General features: G+C 34.4%; 21 protein-coding genes. 14 read left to right on the top strand and 7 right to left on the bottom strand.

Annotated elements, in window-relative coordinates; all coding sequences use genetic code 11:
- Positions 1-59 precede the first annotated feature (59 nt).
- On the top strand, positions 60-824 hold the full coding sequence (locus K0R77_RS02610) for an OmpA family protein (protein ID WP_300347015.1): 765 nt from the start codon (positions 60-62) through the stop codon (positions 822-824).
- A 1-nt stretch (position 825) separates the two neighbouring features.
- Here the strand turns inward: K0R77_RS02610 and K0R77_RS02605 are convergent, their stop codons facing one another.
- Together K0R77_RS02605 and K0R77_RS02600 are read right to left on the bottom strand one after the other, a co-directional pair.
- Entirely contained in the window at positions 826-1,839 is a 1,014-nt protein-coding gene (locus tag K0R77_RS02605) for a cytochrome d ubiquinol oxidase subunit II (RefSeq protein ID WP_300347013.1), read from the bottom strand.
- A complete protein-coding gene (locus K0R77_RS02600; protein ID WP_300347011.1) occupies positions 1,836-3,179 on the bottom strand; it encodes a cytochrome ubiquinol oxidase subunit I in 1,344 nt (447 codons plus the stop codon). The genes K0R77_RS02605 and K0R77_RS02600 overlap by 4 nt, the downstream gene beginning before the upstream one ends.
- Positions 3,180-3,408: 229 nt before the next feature.
- Between K0R77_RS02600 and gyrB the strand changes: the two genes are divergently transcribed.
- The 5 genes from gyrB (at position 3,409) to K0R77_RS02575 (ending at position 11,127) form a co-directional block, all read left to right on the top strand.
- Complete coding sequence (gyrB, locus tag K0R77_RS02595; RefSeq protein ID WP_300347009.1) at positions 3,409-5,343, top strand: DNA topoisomerase (ATP-hydrolyzing) subunit B; 1,935 nt, start codon at positions 3,409-3,411, stop codon at positions 5,341-5,343.
- A gap of 146 nt (positions 5,344-5,489) precedes the next feature.
- A complete protein-coding gene (locus tag K0R77_RS02590) occupies positions 5,490-7,382 on the top strand; it encodes a DUF3857 domain-containing protein (protein WP_300347007.1) in 1,893 nt (630 codons plus the stop codon).
- Positions 7,383-7,384: 2 nt separating this feature from the next.
- A complete protein-coding gene (locus tag K0R77_RS02585; RefSeq protein ID WP_300347005.1) occupies positions 7,385-9,322 on the top strand; it encodes a DUF3857 domain-containing protein in 1,938 nt (645 codons plus the stop codon).
- Between the two features lie 80 nt (positions 9,323-9,402).
- Positions 9,403-10,230, top strand: a complete 828-nt coding sequence (locus K0R77_RS02580) for a DUF3298 and DUF4163 domain-containing protein (protein WP_300347003.1) — start codon at positions 9,403-9,405, stop codon at positions 10,228-10,230.
- A 45-nt stretch (positions 10,231-10,275) separates the two neighbouring features.
- Positions 10,276-11,127, top strand: a complete 852-nt coding sequence (locus K0R77_RS02575; protein ID WP_300347001.1) for a diacylglycerol kinase family protein — start codon at positions 10,276-10,278, stop codon at positions 11,125-11,127.
- 280 nt (positions 11,128-11,407) lie between these two features.
- On the opposite strand, the gene K0R77_RS02570 is transcribed toward K0R77_RS02575, so the two are convergent.
- On the bottom strand, positions 11,408-12,688 hold the full coding sequence (locus K0R77_RS02570; RefSeq protein ID WP_300346999.1) for a dicarboxylate/amino acid:cation symporter: 1,281 nt from the start codon (positions 12,686-12,688) through the stop codon (positions 11,408-11,410).
- A 201-nt stretch (positions 12,689-12,889) separates the two neighbouring features.
- Positions 12,890-14,575: a gamma-glutamyltransferase gene (gene ggt / locus K0R77_RS02565; RefSeq protein ID WP_300346996.1), complete on the bottom strand. Its 1,686-nt coding sequence runs from the start codon at positions 14,573-14,575 to the stop codon at positions 12,890-12,892.
- Positions 14,576-14,738: 163 nt separating this feature from the next.
- On the opposite strand from ggt, the gene K0R77_RS02560 reads away from it, so the two are divergent.
- Both K0R77_RS02560 and K0R77_RS02555 read left to right on the top strand, forming a co-directional pair.
- Complete coding sequence (locus K0R77_RS02560) at positions 14,739-15,704, top strand: NAD-dependent epimerase/dehydratase family protein (protein WP_300346994.1); 966 nt, start codon at positions 14,739-14,741, stop codon at positions 15,702-15,704.
- 82 nt (positions 15,705-15,786) lie between these two features.
- Positions 15,787-16,539, top strand: a complete 753-nt coding sequence (locus tag K0R77_RS02555) for a polysaccharide deacetylase (RefSeq protein ID WP_300346992.1) — start codon at positions 15,787-15,789, stop codon at positions 16,537-16,539.
- On the opposite strand, the gene K0R77_RS02550 is transcribed toward K0R77_RS02555, so the two are convergent.
- The 3 genes from K0R77_RS02550 to K0R77_RS02540 all read right to left on the bottom strand — a co-directional run bounded on the left by K0R77_RS02550 (position 16,540) and on the right by K0R77_RS02540 (position 19,210).
- A complete protein-coding gene (locus K0R77_RS02550; RefSeq protein ID WP_300346990.1) occupies positions 16,540-16,839 on the bottom strand; it encodes a hypothetical protein in 300 nt (99 codons plus the stop codon). It lies immediately after the preceding gene.
- Positions 16,840-16,863: 24 nt separating this feature from the next.
- A complete protein-coding gene (locus tag K0R77_RS02545; protein ID WP_300346988.1) occupies positions 16,864-18,069 on the bottom strand; it encodes a metallophosphoesterase in 1,206 nt (401 codons plus the stop codon).
- Positions 18,070-18,142: 73 nt separating this feature from the next.
- Entirely contained in the window at positions 18,143-19,210 is a 1,068-nt protein-coding gene (locus tag K0R77_RS02540; RefSeq protein ID WP_300346986.1) for a 3-oxoacyl-ACP synthase III family protein, read from the bottom strand.
- Between the two features lie 98 nt (positions 19,211-19,308).
- Between K0R77_RS02540 and K0R77_RS02535 the strand changes: the two genes are divergently transcribed.
- From K0R77_RS02535 to rny, 6 genes are all read left to right on the top strand, one after another.
- Entirely contained in the window at positions 19,309-19,878 is a 570-nt protein-coding gene (locus tag K0R77_RS02535) for a hypothetical protein (RefSeq protein ID WP_300346984.1), read from the top strand.
- Positions 19,875-20,606, top strand: coding sequence for a bifunctional demethylmenaquinone methyltransferase/2-methoxy-6-polyprenyl-1,4-benzoquinol methylase UbiE (gene ubiE, locus K0R77_RS02530; protein WP_300346982.1), 732 nt, complete (start codon positions 19,875-19,877; stop codon positions 20,604-20,606). Before K0R77_RS02535 ends, ubiE begins: the two co-directional genes overlap by 4 nt.
- Before the next feature lie 3 nt (positions 20,607-20,609).
- Positions 20,610-21,392, top strand: a complete 783-nt coding sequence (locus K0R77_RS02525) for a porin family protein (protein ID WP_300346979.1) — start codon at positions 20,610-20,612, stop codon at positions 21,390-21,392.
- 138 nt (positions 21,393-21,530) lie between these two features.
- Entirely contained in the window at positions 21,531-21,833 is a 303-nt protein-coding gene (locus tag K0R77_RS02520) for a hypothetical protein (RefSeq protein WP_263001508.1), read from the top strand.
- On the top strand, positions 21,833-22,120 hold the full coding sequence (locus tag K0R77_RS02515; protein ID WP_179467329.1) for a cell division protein ZapA: 288 nt from the start codon (positions 21,833-21,835) through the stop codon (positions 22,118-22,120). Before K0R77_RS02520 ends, K0R77_RS02515 begins: the two co-directional genes overlap by 1 nt.
- 221 nt (positions 22,121-22,341) lie before the next feature.
- Positions 22,342-23,910 carry a ribonuclease Y gene (gene rny / locus K0R77_RS02510; protein ID WP_300346971.1) on the top strand — a complete coding sequence of 523 codons (1,569 nt, stop codon included), beginning with the start codon at positions 22,342-22,344 and terminating at the stop codon, positions 23,908-23,910.
- Positions 23,911-24,031: the final 121 nt, after the last annotated feature.

Here is a 24,031-nt window from a genome sequence, read left to right as displayed (position 1 = left end):
TGAAAACTCTCATATTCTTATTTCTGTTTTTCATTTCGATTAACATGAATTCACAAACAGTGAGTTCAATATATTTTAAAAATAACAGTTATGAGCTCAGTCAAGAATCTAAAGTAAAGCTTGATAGTTTAGCACAGTTAAAATCAAATCTCACTTTCAGAATCTTTGGAAATTGCGATCCTTCGGGAAATGTTGAACTCAACAAAAAATTGTCAGAAAACCGTGCAAATGCCGTCAGTGAATATTTAAAAGGAAAAATTGGAAACAAGATAAAATTGGCAAGTACAGTTGGTTTAGGAATCGAAAAACAGATTAATGATAACAGCACAGAAGATTTACGCAGTAAAAACAGAAGAGTAGATGTGTTTATTGAAAAAACATTTGCTAAAGGAGAAAAAATTTCCCGAAAAGCATTACCCAGTTTTTTGAGTACAAAAATTGCTCAGATGAAAGTAAAAGATACTTTTTCTCTTCCTGATGTAAATTTTATCGGAGGTCGTCATGTTTGGCTTCCAAGCGGAAACCCAAACCTTTTGAGGCTTTTAAAAATATTAAAAGAAAATCCCTCATTAGAAATAGAACTGCAAGGTCATATTTGTTGTGATTACGAGAATTTTGATGGTGAAGATACAGATTTGGGAACTTTCAATTTATCATGGACCAGAGCAAATGCCATTAAAGAATTTTTAATAAAACAAGGCATACAAGCCTCAAGAATTAAAGCCAACGGATCAGGACACCTCAATCCGGTCGTTTATCCTGAAGTTACAGAAGCAGACCGGATTAAAAACAGAAGAGTAGAATTGGTTTTACTTAAAAAGTAATTTACAATTTTTTGCTCGATGCTTTCGTAAACGAAAACATCAGATAAAATAAAAAAGGTAAAATGCACAGTGAACCCAAAATCAAAGCCCATCCTAAAGCTGAAATGGTTTTCGGAGCTGCTATGTGCTTCAATAAAGAAAGATGTTCTCCGTTTCCTAATAAGATAATATCAGGATTGTGCTGATAAGTTGCCGCAACCAAAATCATAATAATCTGAAATCCGGCTAAAGCTCTTACGGGTAAAAGTTTCTTGTTGTGCATGGCTTTTAAAATTAAACCTAAAGCCATAGTAGCAAACGTGATTGACATAATACCTAAGGGTTTTGAAAACACCCATTTTACCAATGGAATGTCTGAAAAGTAAGCAGTTACGAAAACCAATAGTCCTGTTATCACCACAAAAATCATGGTTTGTTGTGATTTTTTGATCATTAAATTAAGTTCCAGTCTGTCGTTGGTTTCTCGTAAGGAAAATATTGATGCCAAATAAGCACAAAGTGCTACAACAAAAAATCCTACTGAAACTCCAAACCAATTGAGCCAACTGAAAATATATAAGTCTAGAAAAGTTTTGGCATCAGGATTAATAGATTGTGAAACAGTAGCTGCAGCTATTAAGCCTAAGAAAAAAGGAGTTAATAAACTCGCATAATAAAATATTTGGGTATAGATAATCTGCCAATCGTCCTTCACCGCATCATAATGTCTGAATGTAAATGCCGTTCCTCTCGCAATAATTCCTAGAAGCATTAATACCAACGGAATATGAAGATAAGTAGACATGGTAGTATAAATTTCCGGAAAACCGACAAAGAGAATGACAATCGCAATGATCAGCCACATATGATTGGCTTCCCAGACAGGGGCGATCGACTCGTACATTATTTTTTCGGTATATTTCCTGTTTTTCTTTTTGGTCATTAATTCTACTATTCCGGCTCCGAAATCTGCACCGCCCAAAATGAGGTACAGACATACAGAAAGCCATAGAAAACCGATTACAACGTAGATCATGATTTTTTGTTTTTAGAGTTAAACTGCGCATCGGTCGGATCATAAAGTCTCGGAACCATTTGTATCTGTCTTCTCAAAAGAAAAATGATAATCAATGATAATGAAATGAAAATAGCAGTAAAAAAGTAAAATGAATACTGAATTCCCGGCATCGGAGTAACAGCATCTGCGGTTTTCATAATACCGTAGATAATCCAGGGTTGTCGGCCGACTTCAGTGACTGTCCAGCCGGCTTCCAGAGCAATATATCCGAAAGGTGTTGCGAAAAGAAATGTCTTTAACAGCCAGTTTTTCGTCAGCCATTCTTTTTTGAAAAAGAAAGAGTAGAGATACAAACTTCCGATACAGATCATCACGACTCCAAAGAAAATCATGATCTGAAAAGCATAGTGTACAACAGCTACAGGAGGCCATTCGTCTCTCGGAAAATCATTTAAGCCTTTTACTTCAGCATCAAAATCATTACTTACCAGAAAACTTAAAACTTTTGGAATTTTTAGAGCATATTTTATTTCTCCTTTTTCTTCATCAGGAATTCCACCCAAAACGAATGCAGCACCTTTTTCAGTTTCAAAATGAGCTTCCATTGCAGCTAATTTTATGGGTTGCCTTTCTGCAACAGATTTTGCAGCAACATCACCACTTAATGGAGCACCAAAAGCACCGACAAGCGCAAAAGCTGCGGCAATTTTAAAAGCTTTGGTATGAAATTCTACATTTTTCTTTCTCATAATTAATAATGCATGAACTCCCGCAACAGCAAAACCTGTTGCACAAAATGCAGCCACCGTCATATGTAAAGCTTGTGGAAACCAAGCCTCATTAAACATTGCTTTTATTGGGTCAATATTTACATATTCTCCATTTATATAATCAAAACCTGCAGGAGAGTTCATCCAAGCATTAGCCGCAACAACAAGAATCCCGGAAGCTAATCCGCTCAAGCCAACTAAAAATCCGCAAAACCAGTGAAACCATTTATTAAATTTATCCCAACCGTAAAGGAAAAAACCGATAGCAATTGCCTCAATAAAAAATGCCGTTCCCTCAAGAGAAAAAGGCATTCCGAAAATAGGACCTGCGTGTTTCATAAATCCCGGCCAAAGCAATCCCAATTCAAACGAAAGCATTGTTCCTGAAACGGCTCCGGTTGCAAAAAGAATTGCGACACCTTTGCTCCATGCTTTGGTGAGACCTTTATAAATTTCGTTTCCTGTTTTCAGATATTTCCAGTGGGCAAAAGCCATCAAAAACGGCATTACCATTCCAACGCAGGCAAATATAATATGAAAGCCTAACGAGAGTGCCATTTGAGCGCGTGCTGCAATGAAATCATCCATAATATCAATTTTTCAGCTGAAAGTTACGGATAAAATTATGGTAACTTTATATGATTTAAAACATTGCAATCAATTCAAATCTGCATTGTAACTTTATTGTTTTTTTGTTGAACAAATCATTCAAATTTTAGGATAAATTCTGATATTTTTAGAGGTAAATTACTTTCATAAGTCGAAAAAAATCACGATATTTGTGAGTCTTTGCATTAAGCAAATATTTCAATTTTATATGAGTCAAAAACAATATACAGCTAGTAGTATCCAGGCATTAGAAGGCATGGAGCACGTTCGATTAAGACCATCTATGTACATTGGTGATGTAGGAGTGAGAGGTCTTCATCATTTGGTTTATGAAGTAGTGGATAACTCTATTGACGAAGCTCTTGCAGGTCATTGTGATACGATCTTAGTAACAATACATCAGGGAGAAAGTATCTCTGTAAAAGATAACGGTAGAGGTATTCCTGTAGATTTTCATGAGAAAGAACAAAAATCAGCTTTAGAGGTTGTAATGACCAAAATCGGAGCGGGTGGAAAATTTGATAAGGATTCTTACAAAGTTTCCGGTGGTCTTCACGGGGTAGGTGTTTCATGTGTGAACGCACTTTCTACTTTGTTGGTAGCTACAGTAAGCCGTGATGGTAAATTATATCAGCAAAAATATTCTGAAGGAAAAGCATTAACGCAAGTTGAGGAAATAGGAACTACAGATGAAAGAGGAACTGAAGTTTTCTTCCAGCCGGACGGAACTATTTTTCAGGAATTGGTTTATAACTATGATACACTTGCTGCAAGATTAAGAGAATTATCTTTCCTAAATAAAGGAATTACAATTACTTTAGTTGATGAAAGAGAGCCTAACGAAGACGGATCTTTCGCTTTTGAGGTTTTTCATTCTGAAGGAGGTTTAAAAGAATTCGTTGAATTTATCGATGGAAACCGCGAAGCAATAATGGAAAACGTTATTTTCATGGAAGGTGAAAGAGATGACATTCCTGTGGAAGTTGCGATGCGTTACAACACTTCGTTCAGCGAAAATTTACATTCTTATGTAAATAACATCAATACTCATGAAGGAGGAACTCACTTAGCAGGTTTTAGACGTGCTTTGACGAGAACTTTGAAGAAATATGCAGATGATTTAGGAATTCCTGCTAAAGAAAAAGTAGAAATTACCGGAGACGATTTCCGTGAAGGTTTGACGGCTGTAATTTCTGTAAAAGTAATGGAGCCTCAGTTTGAAGGACAAACAAAAACGAAACTGGGTAACTCTGAAGTTTCAGGTGCAGTTGATAAAATCGTTGGTGAAATGCTTACCAATTTCTTGGAAGAAAATCCTAACGAGGCAAAAATCATCGTTCAAAAAGTTGTTTTGGCTGCAAAAGCGAGACAGGCTGCGAAAAAAGCCCGTGAAATGGTTCAGAGAAAATCTCCGATGGGAGGTTCCGGCTTGCCGGGTAAACTTTCTGACTGTTCATCAAAAGATCCTGCAGAATCTGAATTGTTCTTAGTCGAGGGAGATTCGGCAGGTGGAACTGCAAAGCAGGGTAGAGACAGACATTTCCAGGCGATTCTTCCTTTGAGAGGTAAAATTTTGAATGTTGAGAAATCAATGCTTCACAAAGTGTATGATAACGAAGAGATTAAAAATATTTACACGGCTTTAGGTGTTTCTGTAGGTACAGAAGAAGATAGCAAAGCATTGAATATGGCGAAGTTAAGATACCATAAAGTAGTAATCATGACCGATGCTGATATTGACGGTTCTCACATTTCTACTTTGATTCTTACATTCTTCTTCCGTTTTATGAAAGAAATGATTGAGAACGGATATATTTATATTGCTCAACCTCCTTTATATCTATTAAAGAAGGGGAATAAAAAAACATATGCTTATAATGAAAAAGAGCGTGAAGAATTTACTTTAGAGATGGCTCCGGACGGAAAAGGTGTTGAAGTTCAGCGTTATAAAGGTCTTGGGGAAATGAATCCTGAGCAGCTTTGGGAAACAACACTAAATCCTGAACACAGAATTCTGAAGCAGGTAACGATTGATAATGCGGTAGAAGCTGACAGTGTTTTCTCAATGTTGATGGGAGATGAGGTTCCGCCAAGAAGAGAATTTATCGAAAAGAATGCAAAATACGCGAAGATTGATGTTTAATCATCTTCTGAAATAATATTTAAAGACTTCATTTTTAATGGAGTCTTTTTTTTGCGTTTAAAAAAACTAATAAATCTCATATTAACGATAATTATTTAACATTTTATTAAGAATTTTTATATTTTTGGGGAAATTAAATAACCATGATGAAAATTCTTTGCTTAGGTGCTTTTTCGTTAGCATCATTGTATTACTCGCAAAGTTATCCAGTCTCAGAAATCAGCGAAAATCTTAAGAAAAATGCAAGTGTAGTCATAAGAAATGAAAGCACAGTCGTTGAGATCAATAAAATTGATGAAATTGTTTACAGAAATCTTTCTGCAGTTACCATTTTAAATAAAGATGCGATAAGCTATTCCATTCCCAAGATTTATTACGAAAAAGGGGATGTTATCTCAAATGTAAAGGTCATCATATTTGATGAAAAGGGAACTAAAGTGAAAAGCTTCTCAAAAAGTGATTTCTCAGATGTGGCGGCCAATTCTCAGGGAACTTTTTACTCGGATAACAGAGTGATGGTTTTGCCTTATACACCGACATCATTTCCTTATACGGTAGAGTTTAGCTATGATCAGAAAGATCAGAATACTATTTTTATTCCTGATTTTACGCCATTTTATGATTACAATATTTCATTAGAGAAAAGCAGTTTTAAAATTGTCAATAAATCTGGGATCAATCTTCGTTCAAAAACTTACGAATCTCCTTTTAAATATTCTGCTGTTGATATTCAGGACAACGGAAACGAAAAATTGTACACTTATCAGAATGTTCCGGCAATTGATAATGCAGAATTGGTTCCCAATCCGCAGAAAATTTTGCCCAAAGTGAGTTTCTCTCTGGATCAATTCAACTTGGTGGGTAAAAAAGGGAATATCACCTCATGGAAAGATTTCGGACTTTGGTATCACAATAATCTTTTGACTCCGGTATCGGTTTCTACACCTCAGATCAAATCTGAAATTGCTGCACTCAATCTTTCAGGAAGCACGGAAGATAAAGTGAAAAAAATATTTCAGTATATGCAGAGCAAAACACGATATATTTTTGTGGCTCTAGGAATTGGCGGTTGGCAACCAATGATGCCGGATGAAGTTCAGAAAAAAGGTTATGGAGATTGTAAAGGGCTAAGTAATTATATGAAAACGCTTCTTGACGAAGCGGGAATTCCATCTTATTATTGTAAAATCAATTCCAACGAGTCTCCGATTTCTTTTGATAAAGACTTTCCGAAAATGGGTGGAAATCACATTATTTTAATGGTTCCTACAGAAAAAGGCAATATTTGGCTAGAAAACACTTCTCAGGATATTGCTTTCAACCATTTAAGTTATCATACAACAGACCGAAATGTTTTAGCTGTAATGCCAACCGGTATTGAGGTTATGGAAACTCCGAGCTATACATCACAGCAAAATAAAGAGAAACAAATACTGAATATTCAGATCAATCCTGATAAAACAATCTCCGGAAAAGGGAAATTTTCATACACAGGAAATCAATATGATTTTAATTTAAGCTACATTTCACTTTCTCAAAAAGATAAAAATGAAGCGGTGAAATCTAAATTTTCGAGTTTGAATTTTGAAAATGTGGAAATGAATAATTTTATCAACAATAAAGATTTGGCTTCAATAGATTTTGATTTGAATTTTAAAGCCTCAAATTATTCCAAAATGATGGGCGACAGTTTTATTTTCAGAGCGGTTCCTATTTATTCTACAGGTTTTTATCATCAGGATGAAAACCGTCAGTTGCCATTTGAAAACAGATTTTCTTATGAAGACGATTATGAAATTGTTTTTCAGCTTCCTTCTAATTACATTATTGAAGAAATGCCGCAAAACGGAATTCTGACCTCAGATTTTGGAACTTACATGCTGACTTTTGAGAAAAAACAAGATCAGCTTGTGGTAAAAAGAAGCATTAATATAAAAAAAGGAATTTATTCTAAAGAAAAATACAACGATTACGTCAATTTCAGAAAAAAAATAATGAACGCCGATAATTCAAAAATCTTAATATCAAAAAAATCATAAGAATGAAAAAAATATTTTTAGTTCTCTGTGTAATCGTGATGAGTTCTTCCGTCTTTGCACAGAAACATGAGTTCCTGAAAATGCCAAAATTCACAATTGAAGATTTAAAGAAAGCAAAATCAAATATTGATGAAAAAGCTCCGGCAGAAATTCTTTATCGTTCGATACATTATCGTGTAGATCCTTATAACGGTCAATTGATAAAAAAATATGCTTACAGAGTAAAGATTTATGACAAAGATAAATCTGAAGACTGGTTAAATTTGGATATTTCCTTATATGATAACAATACGGGAAGCCGGGAAATACTCAATTCTGTAAAAGCCTATGTTTATAATCTTGAAAATGATCAGATAGCTGAAACTAGAGTTGATAAAAGTTCGAAATTCAAATCAAAAGAAAATAAATATACGACTGTAAATAAGTTTGCTTTCCCCAACATCAAAAATGGCTCGGTGATTGAGTATCAATATGAGGTTACCTCACCATTTTTGTATGAAATTCCGTTGATTTATATGGAATTAGATACACCTTCAATGTATTCTGAATATGTATTGGATGCACCTACCAATATGTCTTACCACATTGACTTTACGGGTAGTCTGACTCCTAAGCATAAAAAAGTGGGTGATGAGTTTCTATATGGAGCAGACTCTAAAACATATAGATTTGCTTACGAAAATCTAAAGGCTTTCAAAGCAGAGAAATTTGTAAAGAATAGTGATAATTACAGAACTAAAATACGTGCAGAGCTTCATTCTACATTCTTTAACAATGGCTTAAAAACATACACTTCTACTTGGGAAGACATTAGAAAAAAATTGTGGGATCATGAGGAATTCGGTTTGCAATATAAAAAAGACCGATTGGTAAAAGATTTGATTCCGAAAAATATTTCTGAAGAAAAAGATGAACTAAAAAAAGCGAATTCAATTTTTGATCATGTTAAAAATTCTTACACATGGAATCAAACATATGGTTTCTACACAGAAAACGGTATCAAAGAGTTAAATAAAACTAAAACAGGAAATACAGGTGATATTAATCTTGTGTTGATTAATATGTTGAGAACGGAGCATCTAAAAGCGTATCCAATTTTGATTTCCACAGTAAAAAACGGATATGTCAATCTTACATTTCCAAACATCGGAAACTTTAATTATGTAATTGCAGCGATAGAAATAGGAAAAGATATATACCTTTTTGATGCAACATCTAAGCAGGCAAAAGAAGGGATTCTGCCAAGTAGAGTTTGGAATAGCAACGGACTTTTGCTGAGAGATGACAAAGCTGAAGTAATTTCCCTGAATAACATCAAAATGAGCTATTCTACTCACACAACAAAAGCGAAAATAAATCCTGATGGTACTGTAACAGGGCAGTATCAAGATGATGATGAAGGTTTGTTTGCATTAAATGCAAAAGAAAATTTTGACGAGAATCCTGATAAATACAAAAAACAGTACAAAGAAAATTTTTCAGTAGACTTTTCCAATATCAGCTCAAGAGTTTTGGATACAGGAGAATTCAGATCTACCATGAATTTTGAATCGGGCAATTTGATGGATAATCTTGGGAAAAGAAAAATCATCAATCCGCTATTATTTTTGCATCAGACAACCAACGATTTTGATCAGCAGGAAGAGAGAAAATATATGATCGATTTTATTTCACCAATTAGTAAAACAAAAATCGTAGAAATAGAAATTCCTGAAGGATATGATGTTGCAGATTTGCCTAAAAGTAAAAAGATTGTGACAGAAGATAAAGAAATAAGCTATTCTTACGTTGTAGAAAAGAAAGAAAATAAAATTATCACCGTTTCTAAATTTGAGATTGCAAGTGCAGATTATCCCAAAGAATATTATCCGGCTTTCAAACAAATCTGGAAAGTGATTTCTGACAGCGAAAATCAGGTGATGAGTCTGATTAAAAAATAAATTTATAAAAATTAACCGAAATATTTAAAAACCATTCATCTTTTGAATGGTTTTTGCATTATTAGACAAAATAATAATTTATGAAAAATACCTTCGCTATTCTCGCATTGTCTACGATATTTGCTGTTACATCTTGCAAGAAAACAGATTCTCAGAACGCAGAATTAAATACTACGGAAACCAAAGTTCCGGAAAAATTCTTTGTTGATTCTGTTAAATTGAGTGATTCAGCAAAGGTCAACAATTTGCTTTCATTAAAGTATGAAGCTAAAATGCTTGTTTTTCCGACTCTCAAAGACAAGGCACTTCTAGACAGTATCTATTACGACAAAAAAGGAATTACAGATTTTTCAAAACAAGGTTTACAGAAATTTTTAGATAAAGATAAAGATCAATATTTTGCTTCCGTTAAAGGAAAAGATAACGATTGGATTGCAGATATTCAGCATCCTCAAACGTGGGATACAGGATCATTTATGAAACTGAAATCACATTCAAACGATTTTTTACAGATCGAGTATATGTATTCTTCTTATGAAGGAGGGGCACACGGGAATTATGGTTTTGTTGAAAGAGTTTTTGACTTAAAAAACAATAAAAGAGTTGCTTTGAAGGACATTACAACGATGCCAAAAGCAAGATTAGAGGCGCTTTTGATGAAGAATATCAACAACATTCCAAGTGGAACTACCGATTCTCAAGGAGCGGTTAAAAATTCTGATATGCTTTTGCTTGAATCTATTCCAGCGAGCGATAATTTTTATTTTGATGACAAAAACCTATATTTCCATTACAGTCCTTACGAGATTGCGGCTTTTGCAGCGGGAGATATTATAATTCCTGTGTCTTGGGAAGAACTGAAAGGAACTATCAATGAGCAATTTAAAGAAAGAATGAAAATTAATTAATATTAATGCTTCCAAATCAGGAAGCATTTTTTTATTTTTGTGGCAATGGAAAAAGTAGCTTTTATTATCAATCCTTTTTCGGCGAAAAAGAATTATCAGCCATTTCTCAATGAGCTTACAAAAAAAGTCGAAAATCCGTTATATTACATCTCGGAGTCTATTCCGGGAACTGATGAGTTTATTCAGAAACATTTTTCTGATATAGATATTTTCGTCGCAATCGGCGGAGACGGTACGATTTCTACGGTGGCGAAAAATCTGATTGATACAGAAAAAATTCTGGCGATTTTTCCTGCTGGTTCGGGAAATGGTTTTTCAAACGAGACACAGTTCAGCAAAAATTTAGACGAGCTTATAGAAAAACTAAATCACAGAAAATCGAGGAAAATAGATACTTTCACGGTTAATGAAAGGTTGTCGATCAATGTTTCGGGAACCGGATTTGATGGAAAAGTCGTAAAAGAGTTTGAAAAAACCGATCGTGGATTTAAAAATTACATCAAAGTTTCACTCAAAACTTTTTTTAATTACAAGCCCATTAAACTCAAATTTTTGGACGAAAAATATCAGCAGCACAACGGAAAATATCTGATGGTCAACATCGCAAACACCCGTCAATTTGGTAACAACGCTTATATTGCTCCGATGGCGAGCAAAAGTGACGGTTTGGTTGATATGGTTTTGGTTAAAAAATTTCCATTGACGTATTCGCCACTCTTTGCTTTCAGAATGTTTACAAAAAAACTCAAAGAAGACGATTACATCACCTATTTACCAGTTTCAGAAGTCGAATTTAAAGTAAATACCAAAAACTGGCATCTCGATGGCGAATTCAACAAAATCAAATCACCGATTCATATTAAAGTTCAGCCTGCAAGTTTAAATATTTTGATATAGATCATTACATTTGGTCTGTCATTCTGATGAATTAAGAATCTATTACCCATTACCAATTACTCATTTTTCAGGAGCTATTTCCCGCTTTCCGTTGCAATCTTTTTTTTCAAAAAAGGATTTCCACTTCAATCGGGGCTGGGATTTTTGTCTTCATTAGAAAATCTTGTCAAAGTAATACGCTAAGTTTGTCATTCCGTAGGAATCTAAACTATGTTTTTATGCGATGTTGAGATTCCTCCGGAATGACAATTCGAGTACAAATTATATCAAAAATAAAAAATTAAACTTCCAGTTTTTTCTCCACCTCATTTGGATGATCCAAAGAATATTTCAGTTGATTTTTATCCAACTGTTTTTCCCAGTTTGCAACCACCACAGTTGCCACAGAATTCCCGATAACATTGGTCAAAGCTCGACATTCACTCATAAATTTATCAATTCCCAAAATCAAAGTCATTCCCGCAATCGGAATTTCAGGCACTACAGCTAATGTTGCGGCTAAAGTCACAAATCCTGCTCCTGTAACTCCTGCAGCACCTTTTGAACTTAACATGGCCACCAGAAGAAGCATCAGCTGTTTCTCAAGTGAAAGATCAATATTTAAAGCCTGAGCAATAAAAAGAGAGGCCAATGTCATGTAAATATTAGTTCCGTCAAGATTAAAGGAATAACCTGTAGGAACTACCAATCCTACAATGGCTTTGGAACATCCGGCTTTTTCAAGCTTATCCATAATTCCCGGAAGTGCAGATTCTGAAGAGCTTGTTCCTAAAACCAAAAGAAGTTCTTCTTTCAGATAATACATAAGTTTAAATATGCTAAAACCATTGTACCAAGCAACTGCGCCCAAAACCAAAACTACAAATAGGGCGGAAGTAATATAAAATGTTCCCACGAGAAAAATTAAATTTAAAACGGAGGCGAGTCCGTATTTTCCTATGGTAAAAGCCATTGCCCCAAAAGCGCCAAGCGGAGCCAGTTTCATCAGCATATGTACAATTTTGAAAACCGGTGTTGCCAAATCCTGTAAAAAATAGGTAATTCTCTGGCTTTTTTCTTTTGTTAAAACCAAAGCAACTCCCATCAAAATTGCCACCAAAAGCACCTGAAGAATATTATCACCAACCAAAGGACTGAATAAAGTTTCCGGAATAATATTCATCAGAAAACCAGTCAATGTGGTAGCGTGAGCTTTTTGCTGATATTGAGAAACGTCACCCGATAAACTTGCTGGATCAATATTTAATCCAGATCCGGGATGTAAAAGATTTCCTACAATTAAACCAATAATTAAAGCCAAGGTAGAAAATGTGAAAAAGTAGATCATTGCTTTTACGGCAATTCTTCCTACTTTTTTCAGGTCGGTCATGTGAGCAATTCCTAAAGTCAGGGTAATGAAGATGACGGGAGCGATAATCATTTTGACCAATTTGATGAAACCGTCACCCAAAGGTTTCATTTTTTCACCCAATTCGGGATAAAATTTTCCTAAAAGAATTCCTGCAATGATGGCAACAATTACCTGAAAGTAAAGTTGCTGGTAGATTTTTTTGGCTTTCAAAGCGTATTTATTTATAGGCTGAAAAGTAAGAAAATTACTTGGGATAATAATATGGATGTCATGGGAAGTTTCGGCGGGGCTTTCAGCCCCGCCGAAACTAAATTTTTAATTCGTTTATCATTCTGACAAAGGGGGAATTTTAGTAACAGAAATGATTCTTCATTACACTTTCGTTTTATTCAGAATATAAAGAAATCTCAATCATTCCACAGCAACAGAATCGTCACCACGACCATCTGCAACGGCATGAATATTTCCGTTATCATCAATAAGAATCATTTCCGTTCTTCCTAATTGTCCCCATCTTTCACCTTTGTAACCCAGTTTTTCGAGATCTTTTATAGTTGTCTCAGGAAAATTTTTCTCGAAAGCTATTGTTTCTGGAAGCCATTGATGATGGAACTTTGGAGAATTGACGGAAACATTGGCATTCAGTTTAAAATCTACTACATTCACAATCGACTGATAAACGGACGTCGGAATTGTAGTTCCGCCCGGAGTTCCGACGATCATATAAGGTTTTCCGTTTTTTAAAACGATTGTCGGAGTCATTGATGACAGCATTCTTTTGTTCGGCTGAATAGAATTAGCTTCTCCGCCAACCGCTCCAAACATATTCGGAACGCCTGGTTTTACAGAGAAATCATCCATTTCATTGTTTAGAAAGAAGCCTGCTCCGGAAACAACAACTTTACTTCCGTATAATCCATTTAAAGTGGTTGTAACTGCCGCTGCATTTTCATCTTTATCAATTACAGAAATATGAGTAGTTTCTGTAGATTCTTTAGGTTGTTGAATGATTTTCCCGACTGCCGAACTCAGTGTTGCTTTATTAAAACTAAAACTTTTCCATCGTTTTTTTAAATAGTCATCCGAAATCAAGTAAGAAGTTTTATCATGAATGAAATCAGGATCGCCCATATATTCGGCTCTGTCTGCAAAGGCTCTTCTTTCAGCTTCTACCATGATCTGAATTGCCTGAGTGGAATTTTGTTGATATTTTTCTAAATTTTCAAAACCTGACATTTTCAGCATTTGCGCCAAAAGAATTCCGCCGCTTGAAGGCAATGGCATTGATACGATCTGGTTTCCTTTATAATCAAATTCCAAAGCTTTTCTTTCGGCAACTTTATAATTTTTAAGGTCTTCCAAGGTGATGATTCCGTTTCCTTTTTTCATTTCGGCGACCAGAAGTTCTGCTGTTTTTCCTTCATAAAATCCTTTTGAACCTGATTTTTGAATTAATTTTAGAGTTTCTCCCAATTCTTTTTGAACTAAAATATCTCCGGACTTCCAGCTTTCATTTTTTACAAAAGCATTTGAAGTTTTATTATGTTTCTGAAAATATTCTTTACTTGAATTGAGTAACCCAGCTTCCTGTTCGGTAATGGCAAATCCTTTTTCAGCCAAATCAATTGCCGGCTGAATGATTTGATTCATAGGGAGTTTACAATATTTTAAAGTAGCAAAAAATCCTGCCACACTTCCTGGAATTCCCACGGATAATCTTCCGTTTTGAGATAAATCTGTATTTGCATTGCCTTTTTGGTCGAGATACATATCTCTTGAAGCCTTTTTGGGAGCTGTTTCGCGATAATCTATAGTAAATTTTTCTCCATTATTTTTTACTCCGACTAAAAATCCGCCACCTCCAATATTTCCTGCTTGAGGATAAACAACTGCTAAAGCATATTGTGTCGCTACAATTGCATCATAAGCATTTCCACCCATTTTGAGAATTTTTGCACCCGCTTCACTCGCAAGAGGATGTGCAGAAACTACCACACCTTTGTTTTTGACTTTGACTTCTTTTACAATATTGATGTCGGTAAATTGAGCATTGATAAATGATGAAGCTAACAAGATGGTGAATAACAACTTTTTCATTTTATATCTGTGTTTCTAAATTGTGTAAAATGTTATGTTAAATTGTTTTTGATGCTGAAATAAACTTTTTAATGACAAAAATTATATCCGAATTTACAATTTTGTTTTCTTATAGTAGTCAAAATCTCTATTTTTGCTTTTACTCATCTAATAAAAAATAAAAATGGAATCCTTCACGGAAAAAATTCTCATCACAGGAGCTTTGGGGCAGATTGGCACAGAGCTTACCAACAGACTTGTAGAAATTCACGGAGCTGAAAATGTAGTTGCTTCAGGGCTAGACAGATGGCAAAAAGACCTTACTTCTGCAGGATATTATGAAAGAATGGATGTTACCAATACGCAATTGGTGAGACAGGTCATTAAAGATTACGATATTACAACAGTTTATCATTTGGCTTCACTTTTGTCAGGAACTTCTGAAAAACAACCGGTTTTTGCATGGAAACTGAATCTTGAGCCACTTCTTCATTTCTGTGAAATGGCGAAAGAAGGTTTGCTTAAAAAGATTTTCTGGCCTAGTTCGATCGCTGTTTTTGGGAAAGGAATTCCTAAAAATGATGTTGCTCAGGATGTCGTTTTGAATCCTACTACAGTTTACGGAATTTCAAAAATGGCGGGTGAAAAATGGTGCGAATATTATTTTGATAAATATGGTGTTGATGTAAGAAGTATCAGATATCCGGGATTGATCTCATGGAAAACTCCTGCAGGTGGAGGAACAACAGATTATGCAGTAGAGATTTTTTATGAAGCAGTAGAAGAGGGGAAATATACAAGTTTTATTTCTGAAGATACGGCAATGCCGATGTTATATATGGATGATGCGATCAACGCAACATTGAAATTAATGGAAGCTCCGAAGGAAAGTCTGACGGTTCGTTCGTCTTATAATTTAGGTGGAATGTCTTTCACTCCAAAAGAATTGGCAGCAGAAATTAAAAAAGAAATTCCGGGATTTGAGATAGATTATAAACCGGATTTCAGACAAGCTATTGCAGATTCCTGGCCATCATCAATTGATGATTCAATCGCTAAAAAAGATTGGAATCTTTCTTATGATTTTGGAATTTCTGAAATGTCTAAAGACATGATTAAAAATTTGAAACTGAAATTAAATAAAAATTAATTATAAAGTTTTACTTTAAGTAAAATTGATTTTAACTACTGGAAATTAATTAATTGTGATTTTTATATAAAATTTAATTTAAATGATATTATTAACCTTCAACATTTTGAATATTGAGTCAGGAACCAAAAATGGTTCTCAAATTACCAATGATGAAAGGTTGGAAATTACAATTGCAAATGCAAAATCTGTTCTTAGAATTTTAGATATTCATGAAGTTAAAGCGAGCTTTTTTGTTGAAATTTCCATCGTAGAAAAAATTAAAAACCTTATAAAAGCAATTTCTGCTCAAGGGCATGAAATTGCTTTTTACAATAAAAATTCTTCAGCATTGCAAATTGAAGAAGCCAAAAAAATTGCAGAAGAATTTCTTGAAAAACAAATCAAAGGTATTCGTCAAAAAGAATTTAAAATTGCTGAATCAGAATTAAAACTGATGGGATTCAGTTATATTTCCAATATTGATCATGCGGATATTCTGTTTCCATTTAAACGTCTGAAAAGAGATTCTGATATCACAGAAGAAAACGGAATCAGTATTGTTCCGGAAAGTATTTCGCCTTACAGTCAGCTTCCTTATAATGATTTTGTGTTTCAGGTTTTGCCAATGAAATACTATCAGAATATGGTTTTTGAGACTTTAAAAAACGATGATTTTGTATTAGTTTATCTTGATATTTGGCAATTCACGGATGTCAAAAAATTTAACTTTAAAGTCCCATTTCATAGAAGCTTTAACTGCGGTAAAAAGATGGAGGATAAGCTAGAAGATTTTCTGGTCTGGATTAATGAAAAGGAATTGGCGACTTCGAGGATGAAGGATTATATATTTTGATTAAAAAAAATATTTGCTATTTTCCTCTAAGAATTTGATGATAGAATCATTTGCTATTCTTTCCATCTCTCCTTTTATATTTCTGTCTTTAAAAGTGGAAAGAGCATAGTGCTGAATCTCTTTTACAAAAGAATTTAGGTAATCTCTCCCGTTATTTTGATACTGACTCATTTCAGATTTGTTTAATTGAATAAGCATATTAAAACTGATAAATGAATGACTGCAGTTGACATCAATGTAGTAGTCCTCTTCATGACTCAGAAAGAACCATGATTTAGATTCAAAATCAATTATTTTCATAGGAGTATTTTTCAACGGTTTTCATTAAGAAAGTTCCAGTAGAGTAATTTCCGGCAAAACTCCAACTCTTCCCGGATAACCTAAAACCCCAAAACCACGGTTCACATAAAGCATTTTTCCTTCACTTTCATACAAATCTGCCCATTTTGGATATTTGTATTGTACGGGTGACCATTTGATATTTTTTAAATCTAAACCAAACTGCATTCCGTGAGTATGACCGGAAAGAGTCAAACTGATATCTGCAGGATGTTTTTTAACCACATAATCAAAATGAGTAGGGTCGTGGCTCATTAATATTTTTGCGGCGTTTTGCGGTACGTTTTCTAATGCTTTATCAATTTTTCCAAATTGTGGAAAAGGCTTTAAACCCCAGTTTTCTACACCTAAAATGTATAATTTTTCTCCATTTCTGTCGATCGCGCGGTTTTCGTTCATCAACATATCAAAGCCTGCCTGTTTTTCGTATTCAATCAATGCTTCAAGATTCACTTTTTTAGCATGAGGAGATTCCCAAGTCACATAATCACCATAATCATGATTTCCCAACACCGCAAACTTTCCGTCTTTCGCCTTGATTTTAGAAAAAAGAGGAATAAAGGGTTTGAATTCTTCAGAAACATTATTGACCATATCTCCTGTAAATAACACTAAATCAGGATTTTGTTCGTTAATTAAATCAATAGCATGTTCCAGTTTGCTTGGATCAGAAAAGCTTCCGCTGTGAACATCTGAAATCTGAATGATTTTATAACCTTTAAAGCTCTGAGGAAGATTTTTAATTTTTACTTTTACTCTTCTTACTTTGTGTCTGTACTTTCCAAAGGTAATTCCATCAATAAATAACGCTGAAAGAACTCCACCTAAACCAAGTCCCATAATGCTCAAAAACTTTCTTCTCTCCGGGAAAAAGTTTTCCGTTGGTCTGGTTAATCCGACTAAATAACCTCCCGTTCTGAAAATATCATCAATTAATAAAAATAAAACGATGAAAATTTTAGGTAAAATAAAGACCAAAAATAACGAGATCATGATTTGGGCTCTCATTGTACTTCTGTCTGATCTCTGAAAATGGGAAACTTCATAAGCAAAGAATCCGTAAACGGCTAAAGACAAAACGCAGTATCCGATTTTAATCCATGAATTATCGGTTAACGTTCTAATTGCCTGATAAATATAGACTTCAAGAAACAAGAAGATTGCAGCTACAAATAAAAAATTTCTTTGCATAATGGAGTTTTAAAAAAGCACAAAAGAAATCTCCTTTGTGCTTTTAATATTTTTTTTAATTAAATTTTAAGTCTTAAGGAAATTTATAAACGATCGCATTGATATTCATTCCGGCACCTACCGAAGTCATCACAATGTTCCCTTTATCTTTAAACGTTTGACCCTCCATTTTTCCTTTAATTATTAAATCAAACATGGTAGGAATTGTTGCTACAGAAGAATTTCCAAACTCCTGAATCGTCATTGGTGAAATTGAGTGATCATAATCTTTCACATCGTAAAGCTTGTGAAGTCTTTCGATCATTGCATAGTCCATTTTTGCATTAGCTTGGTGAATCAGAATTTTATCAATGTCTTCAATAGAAAGTCCCGCATCATCAATGGTTTCTTTGATAGCAGTGGGAACGTTTTTCAGCGCATATTCGTAGATTTTTCTTCCCATCATTCTGATGTACAGTTTCTGATCGTCAAAATCTTTATTGATAGAAGCGCCGTTTCGTAAATATTCTAATTCAGGACCGTTATCGCAAATGGTATTGTGAGAAATTATTCCAACATTTTCTTCGTCAGTTGCGGTTACTACAACTGCGCCGGCTCCGTCAGCAAAGATCATTTTATTTCTGTCGTAAGGATCGGTAACGCGGCTTAAAGTTTCTGCACCTACAACCAAAATAGTTTTGGCAACGCCTGCTTTGATAAGATTGTTTGCCAAAATCATCGCTTCAACCCAACCCGGACAACCGAATATCATATCATAAGTGATACATTTTCTGTTTTTAATGCCTAAATGATTCTTTACTCTTCCAGCCATATTCGGCATAAAGCTCGCAGCACCATTGGTTCCTACCTCACCGAAATTGCTTGCATAAATAATATAATCTAAATCTTCACCGTCAACTTCTGCATCTTCAAGAGCCACTTTTGCAGCTTCGTAACCGATTTTGGAGTTTGAAGTGTCGTCTTCAATATATCTTCTGTTTTCAATTTCTGTAATTTCTACAAATTTTGAGATGATTTCTGTGGTTGGCTTGTCTATTTTTTCGCCTTCATCGGTATAGAATTCAGAATTTAGAAAATAATCTCTACCAATAACTCTGTTAGGAATGTAAGATCCAGAACCAATAATGATCGTATTCGGCATTCGTTCAAATAATTTTAAAGATGCAAAGTTAATAATTAATATTAATAAGAAAGAATTAAAAATATTATTAAATTTGCAAAAATTGTGCTTTACAATCTATGAAAAACAATCCGTCTTTAAAAGGGTTACTCATCGCTGTTGTAGTTTTTATACTTGCTTTTGGAGTTTACTTCTTCTTACTTGCAAAGAAAAATTATTATCTGGTAGATAACCCGACTCCCGATACGTATTATTATAAAATCAATAATGGATCTGAAGGGATTATTTCTGCCGGTCAATATGTAAATGTTGATCTTAAAAAGGGAAAAAATTCAATAAAAGTTTTTGATCAGAATAAGAAATTATTATACGATTCTGCCTTCGAAGTGAACAAAATCAGAGGTCTTATAAATATAGCTCATAAGGATTATTACATTAATCGTCAATATTATGGGTACAATCTTAAAAAAGATTCATTACTTTTGGCGTTGGATAAAACGATTATAGACGGGAAACCGTATTTTGGAGGGGCAAAACACTTCAATAAGCTTTATACAGAAGACTTTTACTACAATGTAGACGAAGATTATGACAAGCTGATAAAAAATATTGATAAAGTAGAATCCCGTTCAAAGATCTTTAGAAAACAAGATTACCTTAACTATTATAAAGAATATTACAAGTTTTGACAAACGATATCAATAAAGTAACTCCCTACAATTCTGAGGCTACGAAAAAAAGCCAGGTAGAGGATATGTTCGACAATATAGCGCCGAAATACGATTTGCTAAACCATGCTTTATCTATGAAAATAGATGTTTTGTGGAGAAACAAGCTTGTTCGCATGATGAAAGAAGATGCTCCACAGGAGGTACTTGATGTGGCTACTGGAACAGGTGATCTGGCGATTGCTGTAGAAAAAGGAACCGGCGCAAAAGTAGTTGGTTTAGATTTATCGCAACAAATGTTAAATGTTGGCGTTATTAAAATAAAAAAACTTAAATTAGACGGCAAAATTTCTATGCAGAAAGGCGATGCAGAAAATTTACCTTTCGAGGACAATAGATTTGATGCTGTTTCCGTTGCATTTGGAGTAAGGAACTTTGAGAACCTTACAAAAGGTTTGGCAGAGCTGAGAAGAGTAGTGAAAGAAAACAAAAGTGTGTATATCCTTGAGTTTTCAAAAGTGGAAGGTTTTTTAGGACCGTTTTATATGTTTTATTTCAAAAATATATTACCAGCAATCGGAAGACTGGTTTCTAAAGACAACAGAGCTTATACGTATCTTCCGGATTCTGTAAATGCTTTTCCATTTGGAGAAAAAATGAGACAAATACTTTTAGATACAGGATTCAAAAAAGTAGAATATAAAAAATTAAGTTTAGGTATAGCCACAATTTATAAAGCAACAAAATAACCTATGAATAAATTTCTATTAAAAGCTCTGGTTTTAGCCTCAGTTAGCATTGCAACTTTTGCAGATGCGCAATTTAGAACTCGTAACAGGATGGATAAGCTGGAAGATTTTGACCAGCAAAAATTCAGCTGGGGTTTCTTTTTAAACGGAAATAGACTAGACTATCGCATTGTACTTCATCCAAGATATGGGATGAACGGGAACCAGAATCTTGTTACTTCAAAAGAAAGTTACAGCTTTGGTGCGGGTCTTATCACAAAATTCAGACTAAATGATTATTTAGACGTAAGAGTAGAGCCAGGTTTACAGTTTGCTCAGAGACAATTGATCTTCAATACGCAATCTAACGATATTTATCAAAACGGAAATCCTCAAAATCCGGCTTTTACACCAATTGCATTGACTGAAAAAGACAGAGTAAGAGAAATTAAATCTACTTTGGTAGACGTTCCTGTATTATTAGAACTTCATGGAGAGAGATGGTATAATTCAAGACCATACATTGCTGCAGGGGTTAATTATATTGTGAATTTACAGTCAAATTCTGATTCAGAAGATGATAACCAACAGCAGGTTTTCAGATCTACAACTCACAATTTTGCCTGGTCTGCAGAAATGGGAATCCAGTTTTATTTTAATAAATTTAAACTGACTCCTGCAATCAGAGGAACGTTCTTTATGAACAACGAAATGGTAGCTGATAACGCTACTACACCACCTTACTGGTCTGCAGCAGTTTCTACATTACAGACAAGAGCCGTAATGTTTGTGCTGAAATTTGAATAATATAATAAAAAATTAATATAGAAAGGAGGTGCTTTGGCATCTCCTTTTTGTTTTTAGTCAAAATATAGAGACTTTTATTTTTGTTAGTCTTTTTATTTTCATATTTTTGCTTTTAGTTAGAATATTTAGAAACCTGAAATGCTTCAAGAATTAGAAAACAATTTTTCAGAACTGGAAAAAAAGATTTTGAATCTTCATAAAAGTCATCAAAATCTTTCTGAAAAGTTATCAGAATTGAATAAAGAGCATGAAGAGCTGAAGATGAAATATGATGAAGAGCGTAAGAAAAATCAGGTATTAGCAGAAGAACAGAAAAATATAAAATTGTATTCAGCAATATCAGGAAATCCTGAGCACAACAGACTCATGAAAAGCCACATCAACAGATTGGTAAAAGAAGTAGACTTTTGTATTGCACAGCTTCAAAACAGTGGACTATAATGGAGGTAAGGAGAATAACCATCAATATTGCAGGAAGAGTATATCCGCTGAATGTACCCGCAGCAGAAGAAGAGACTTTGCGCAAAGTGGGGAAGCAAATTGAAAATATGATTAAAGATTTTGAGCAAAATTTCGATGTAAGAGATAAACAAGATGCTTTGGCAATGTGCGCCCTCAAATTGGGAACCAATGCAGAAGTTGTATCTCTGAACTACGAAAAAAATATAAATTCTACCAACGAAAGATTAGCTAAAATTAATCAGACGTTGAATGAAGTTGGAAAATAAATTTTCCACGAAAAGCTGCCTACAGTAATTCTAACACATTAAGGTAAACTCAACACTAAACAATTAATGTTCGAAAGTCTTTTCAATGGCGTGCTGCTTTACGCAGATTACAGAGAGAAGAAATCAGATCAAATCGTGGAGATCGGGAGTTTACTCTAAATCACTGGATTATTGTAGGCTTTTTTTATTTTAAATTTAGACAATTAAAACTCAATATATATATGACAACAGCCATAATAGTCGGCGTTATTTGTTTAGTAGTAGGTGCTGTTTTAGGAATGATATTTTCTAAAAGCTCTCTGAATGCTAAAGGCAAATTTATTATAGACGATGCTACCAAAAAAGCAGAAAACCTTATAGAAAAAGCTACCGTACAAGCTGAATCGATAAAAAAAGAAAAAAACCTTCAGGCTAAAGAAAAATTTCTTGAATTAAAATCTCAGCATGATGCAGATATTCAGGTTCGTGAAAAGAAAATGCAGGAAGCTGAAAAAAGAACCAAAGACAAAGAAAATAAGCTCAATGACGAGCTTAGCAAAGCAGGAAAATTAGAAAAAGATCTTGACAGACAGATCGCTGATTACGCTAAGAAAACTGAGATTTTAGAGAAAAAACAGCATGATCTTGATTCTGCAACGGCGAAGAAAGTTGAAATGCTTGAAAAAATTTCAAACTATACAGCTGAAGAAGCTAAAGCAGAATTGGTAGAAACCATGAAAGCTGAAGCAAAAACCAGAGCTCAGGCGCACGTTCAGAGCATCATGGAAGAAGCTCAGTTGAATGCCAAGAGCGAGGCTAGAAAAATTGTTATTCAGACCATTCAGAGAATTGGTACAGAACAGGCGATTGAAAATTCAGTTTCTGTATTTAATATTGAATCAGACGAAGTAAAAGGTAGAATTATCGGTAGAGAAGGGAGAAATATCCGTGCTTTGGAAGCAATGACTGGTGTAGAGATCATCGTTGATGATACTCCGGAAGCTATTCTTCTTTCGTGTTTTGATCCTGTAAGAAGAGAAATCGCAAGATTGTCACTTCACAGATTGGTAACTGACGGTAGAATTCACCCTGCAAGAATCGAAGAAGTGGTTGAGAAAACTAAGAAAATGATTGAAGAAGAGATCATTGAAGTTGGAAAAAGAACAATTATTGATCTTGGAATCCACGGTTTACACCCTGAATTGGTGAAAATTGTTGGTAGAATGAAATACCGTTCGTCTTACGGACAAAACCTTTTACAGCACTCAAGAGAAGTTGCAAATATCGCTGCAACAATGGCTGCTGAATTAGGATTAAACGTAAAAATGGCTAAAAGAGCTGGTCTTTTACATGATATAGGTAAAGTTCCTGAGCAGGAATCTGAGCTTCCTCACGCTTTGTTAGGAATGCAATGGGCTGAGAAATACGGTGAAAATCCTGAAGTAATCAATGCAATCGGAGCCCACCACGACGAAGTGGAAATGACTTCATTGTTATCACCGATCATTCAGGTTGCCGATGCTATTTCCGGAGCAAGACCGGGAGCAAGACGTCAGGTTTTAGAATCATATATCCAAAGATTGAAAGATCTTGAAGCTGCAGCGTTGAGTTTTGAAGGTGTGTCAAGTGCTTATGCAATTCAGGCGGGTAGAGAATTGAGAGTAATGGTAGAAAGCGGAAAAGTGAATGACGAAATCGCCTCTCAACTTTCTTACGATATTTCAGAGAAAATTCAGAACGAACTGACTTATCCGGGACAGGTAAGAGTCACTGTAATCAGAGAGACAAGAGCTGTAAATATCGCAAGATAAATAGTTAAAAGAAATAGATAGAATCCTTTCAAAGAAATTTGAAAGGATTTTTTTATTGAATCAGGCTTAAATTAATGATTTTTATTTATTAAAATTGAGTCATAACATTAATATTCTAATG

It is taken from the genome of Chryseobacterium sp. (assembly GCF_029240215.1).
Lineage (GTDB): Bacteria > Bacteroidota > Bacteroidia > Flavobacteriales > Weeksellaceae > Chryseobacterium.
This window is presented reverse-complemented; position numbering and strand designations above follow the sequence as displayed.

What these genes read in the sequence shown, in the direction of transcription:
- K0R77_RS02605 (WP_300347013.1), bottom strand. Translation starts at nt 1,839, where the DNA reads ATGATCTACGTTGTAATCGGTTTTCTATGGCTTTCTGTATGTCTGTAC.
- K0R77_RS02600 (WP_300347011.1), bottom strand. Translation starts at nt 3,179, where the DNA reads ATGGATGATTTCATTGCAGCACGCGCTCAAATGGCACTCTCGTTAGGC.
- gyrB (WP_300347009.1), top strand. Translation starts at nt 3,409, where the DNA reads ATGAGTCAAAAACAATATACAGCTAGTAGTATCCAGGCATTAGAAGGC.
- K0R77_RS02590 (WP_300347007.1), top strand. Translation starts at nt 5,490, where the DNA reads ATGAAAATTCTTTGCTTAGGTGCTTTTTCGTTAGCATCATTGTATTAC.
- K0R77_RS02585 (WP_300347005.1), top strand. Translation starts at nt 7,385, where the DNA reads ATGAAAAAAATATTTTTAGTTCTCTGTGTAATCGTGATGAGTTCTTCC.
- K0R77_RS02580 (WP_300347003.1), top strand. Translation starts at nt 9,403, where the DNA reads ATGAAAAATACCTTCGCTATTCTCGCATTGTCTACGATATTTGCTGTT.
- K0R77_RS02575 (WP_300347001.1), top strand. Translation starts at nt 10,276, where the DNA reads ATGGAAAAAGTAGCTTTTATTATCAATCCTTTTTCGGCGAAAAAGAAT.
- ggt (WP_300346996.1), bottom strand. Translation starts at nt 14,575, where the DNA reads ATGAAAAAGTTGTTATTCACCATCTTGTTAGCTTCATCATTTATCAAT.
- K0R77_RS02560 (WP_300346994.1), top strand. Translation starts at nt 14,739, where the DNA reads ATGGAATCCTTCACGGAAAAAATTCTCATCACAGGAGCTTTGGGGCAG.
- K0R77_RS02555 (WP_300346992.1), top strand. Translation starts at nt 15,787, where the DNA reads ATGATATTATTAACCTTCAACATTTTGAATATTGAGTCAGGAACCAAA.
- K0R77_RS02550 (WP_300346990.1), bottom strand. Translation starts at nt 16,839, where the DNA reads ATGAAAATAATTGATTTTGAATCTAAATCATGGTTCTTTCTGAGTCAT.
- K0R77_RS02545 (WP_300346988.1), bottom strand. Translation starts at nt 18,069, where the DNA reads ATGCAAAGAAATTTTTTATTTGTAGCTGCAATCTTCTTGTTTCTTGAA.
- K0R77_RS02540 (WP_300346986.1), bottom strand. Translation starts at nt 19,210, where the DNA reads ATGCCGAATACGATCATTATTGGTTCTGGATCTTACATTCCTAACAGA.
- K0R77_RS02535 (WP_300346984.1), top strand. Translation starts at nt 19,309, where the DNA reads ATGAAAAACAATCCGTCTTTAAAAGGGTTACTCATCGCTGTTGTAGTT.
- K0R77_RS02525 (WP_300346979.1), top strand. Translation starts at nt 20,610, where the DNA reads ATGAATAAATTTCTATTAAAAGCTCTGGTTTTAGCCTCAGTTAGCATT.
- K0R77_RS02520 (WP_263001508.1), top strand. Translation starts at nt 21,531, where the DNA reads ATGCTTCAAGAATTAGAAAACAATTTTTCAGAACTGGAAAAAAAGATT.
- K0R77_RS02515 (WP_179467329.1), top strand. Translation starts at nt 21,833, where the DNA reads ATGGAGGTAAGGAGAATAACCATCAATATTGCAGGAAGAGTATATCCG.
- rny (WP_300346971.1), top strand. Translation starts at nt 22,342, where the DNA reads ATGACAACAGCCATAATAGTCGGCGTTATTTGTTTAGTAGTAGGTGCT.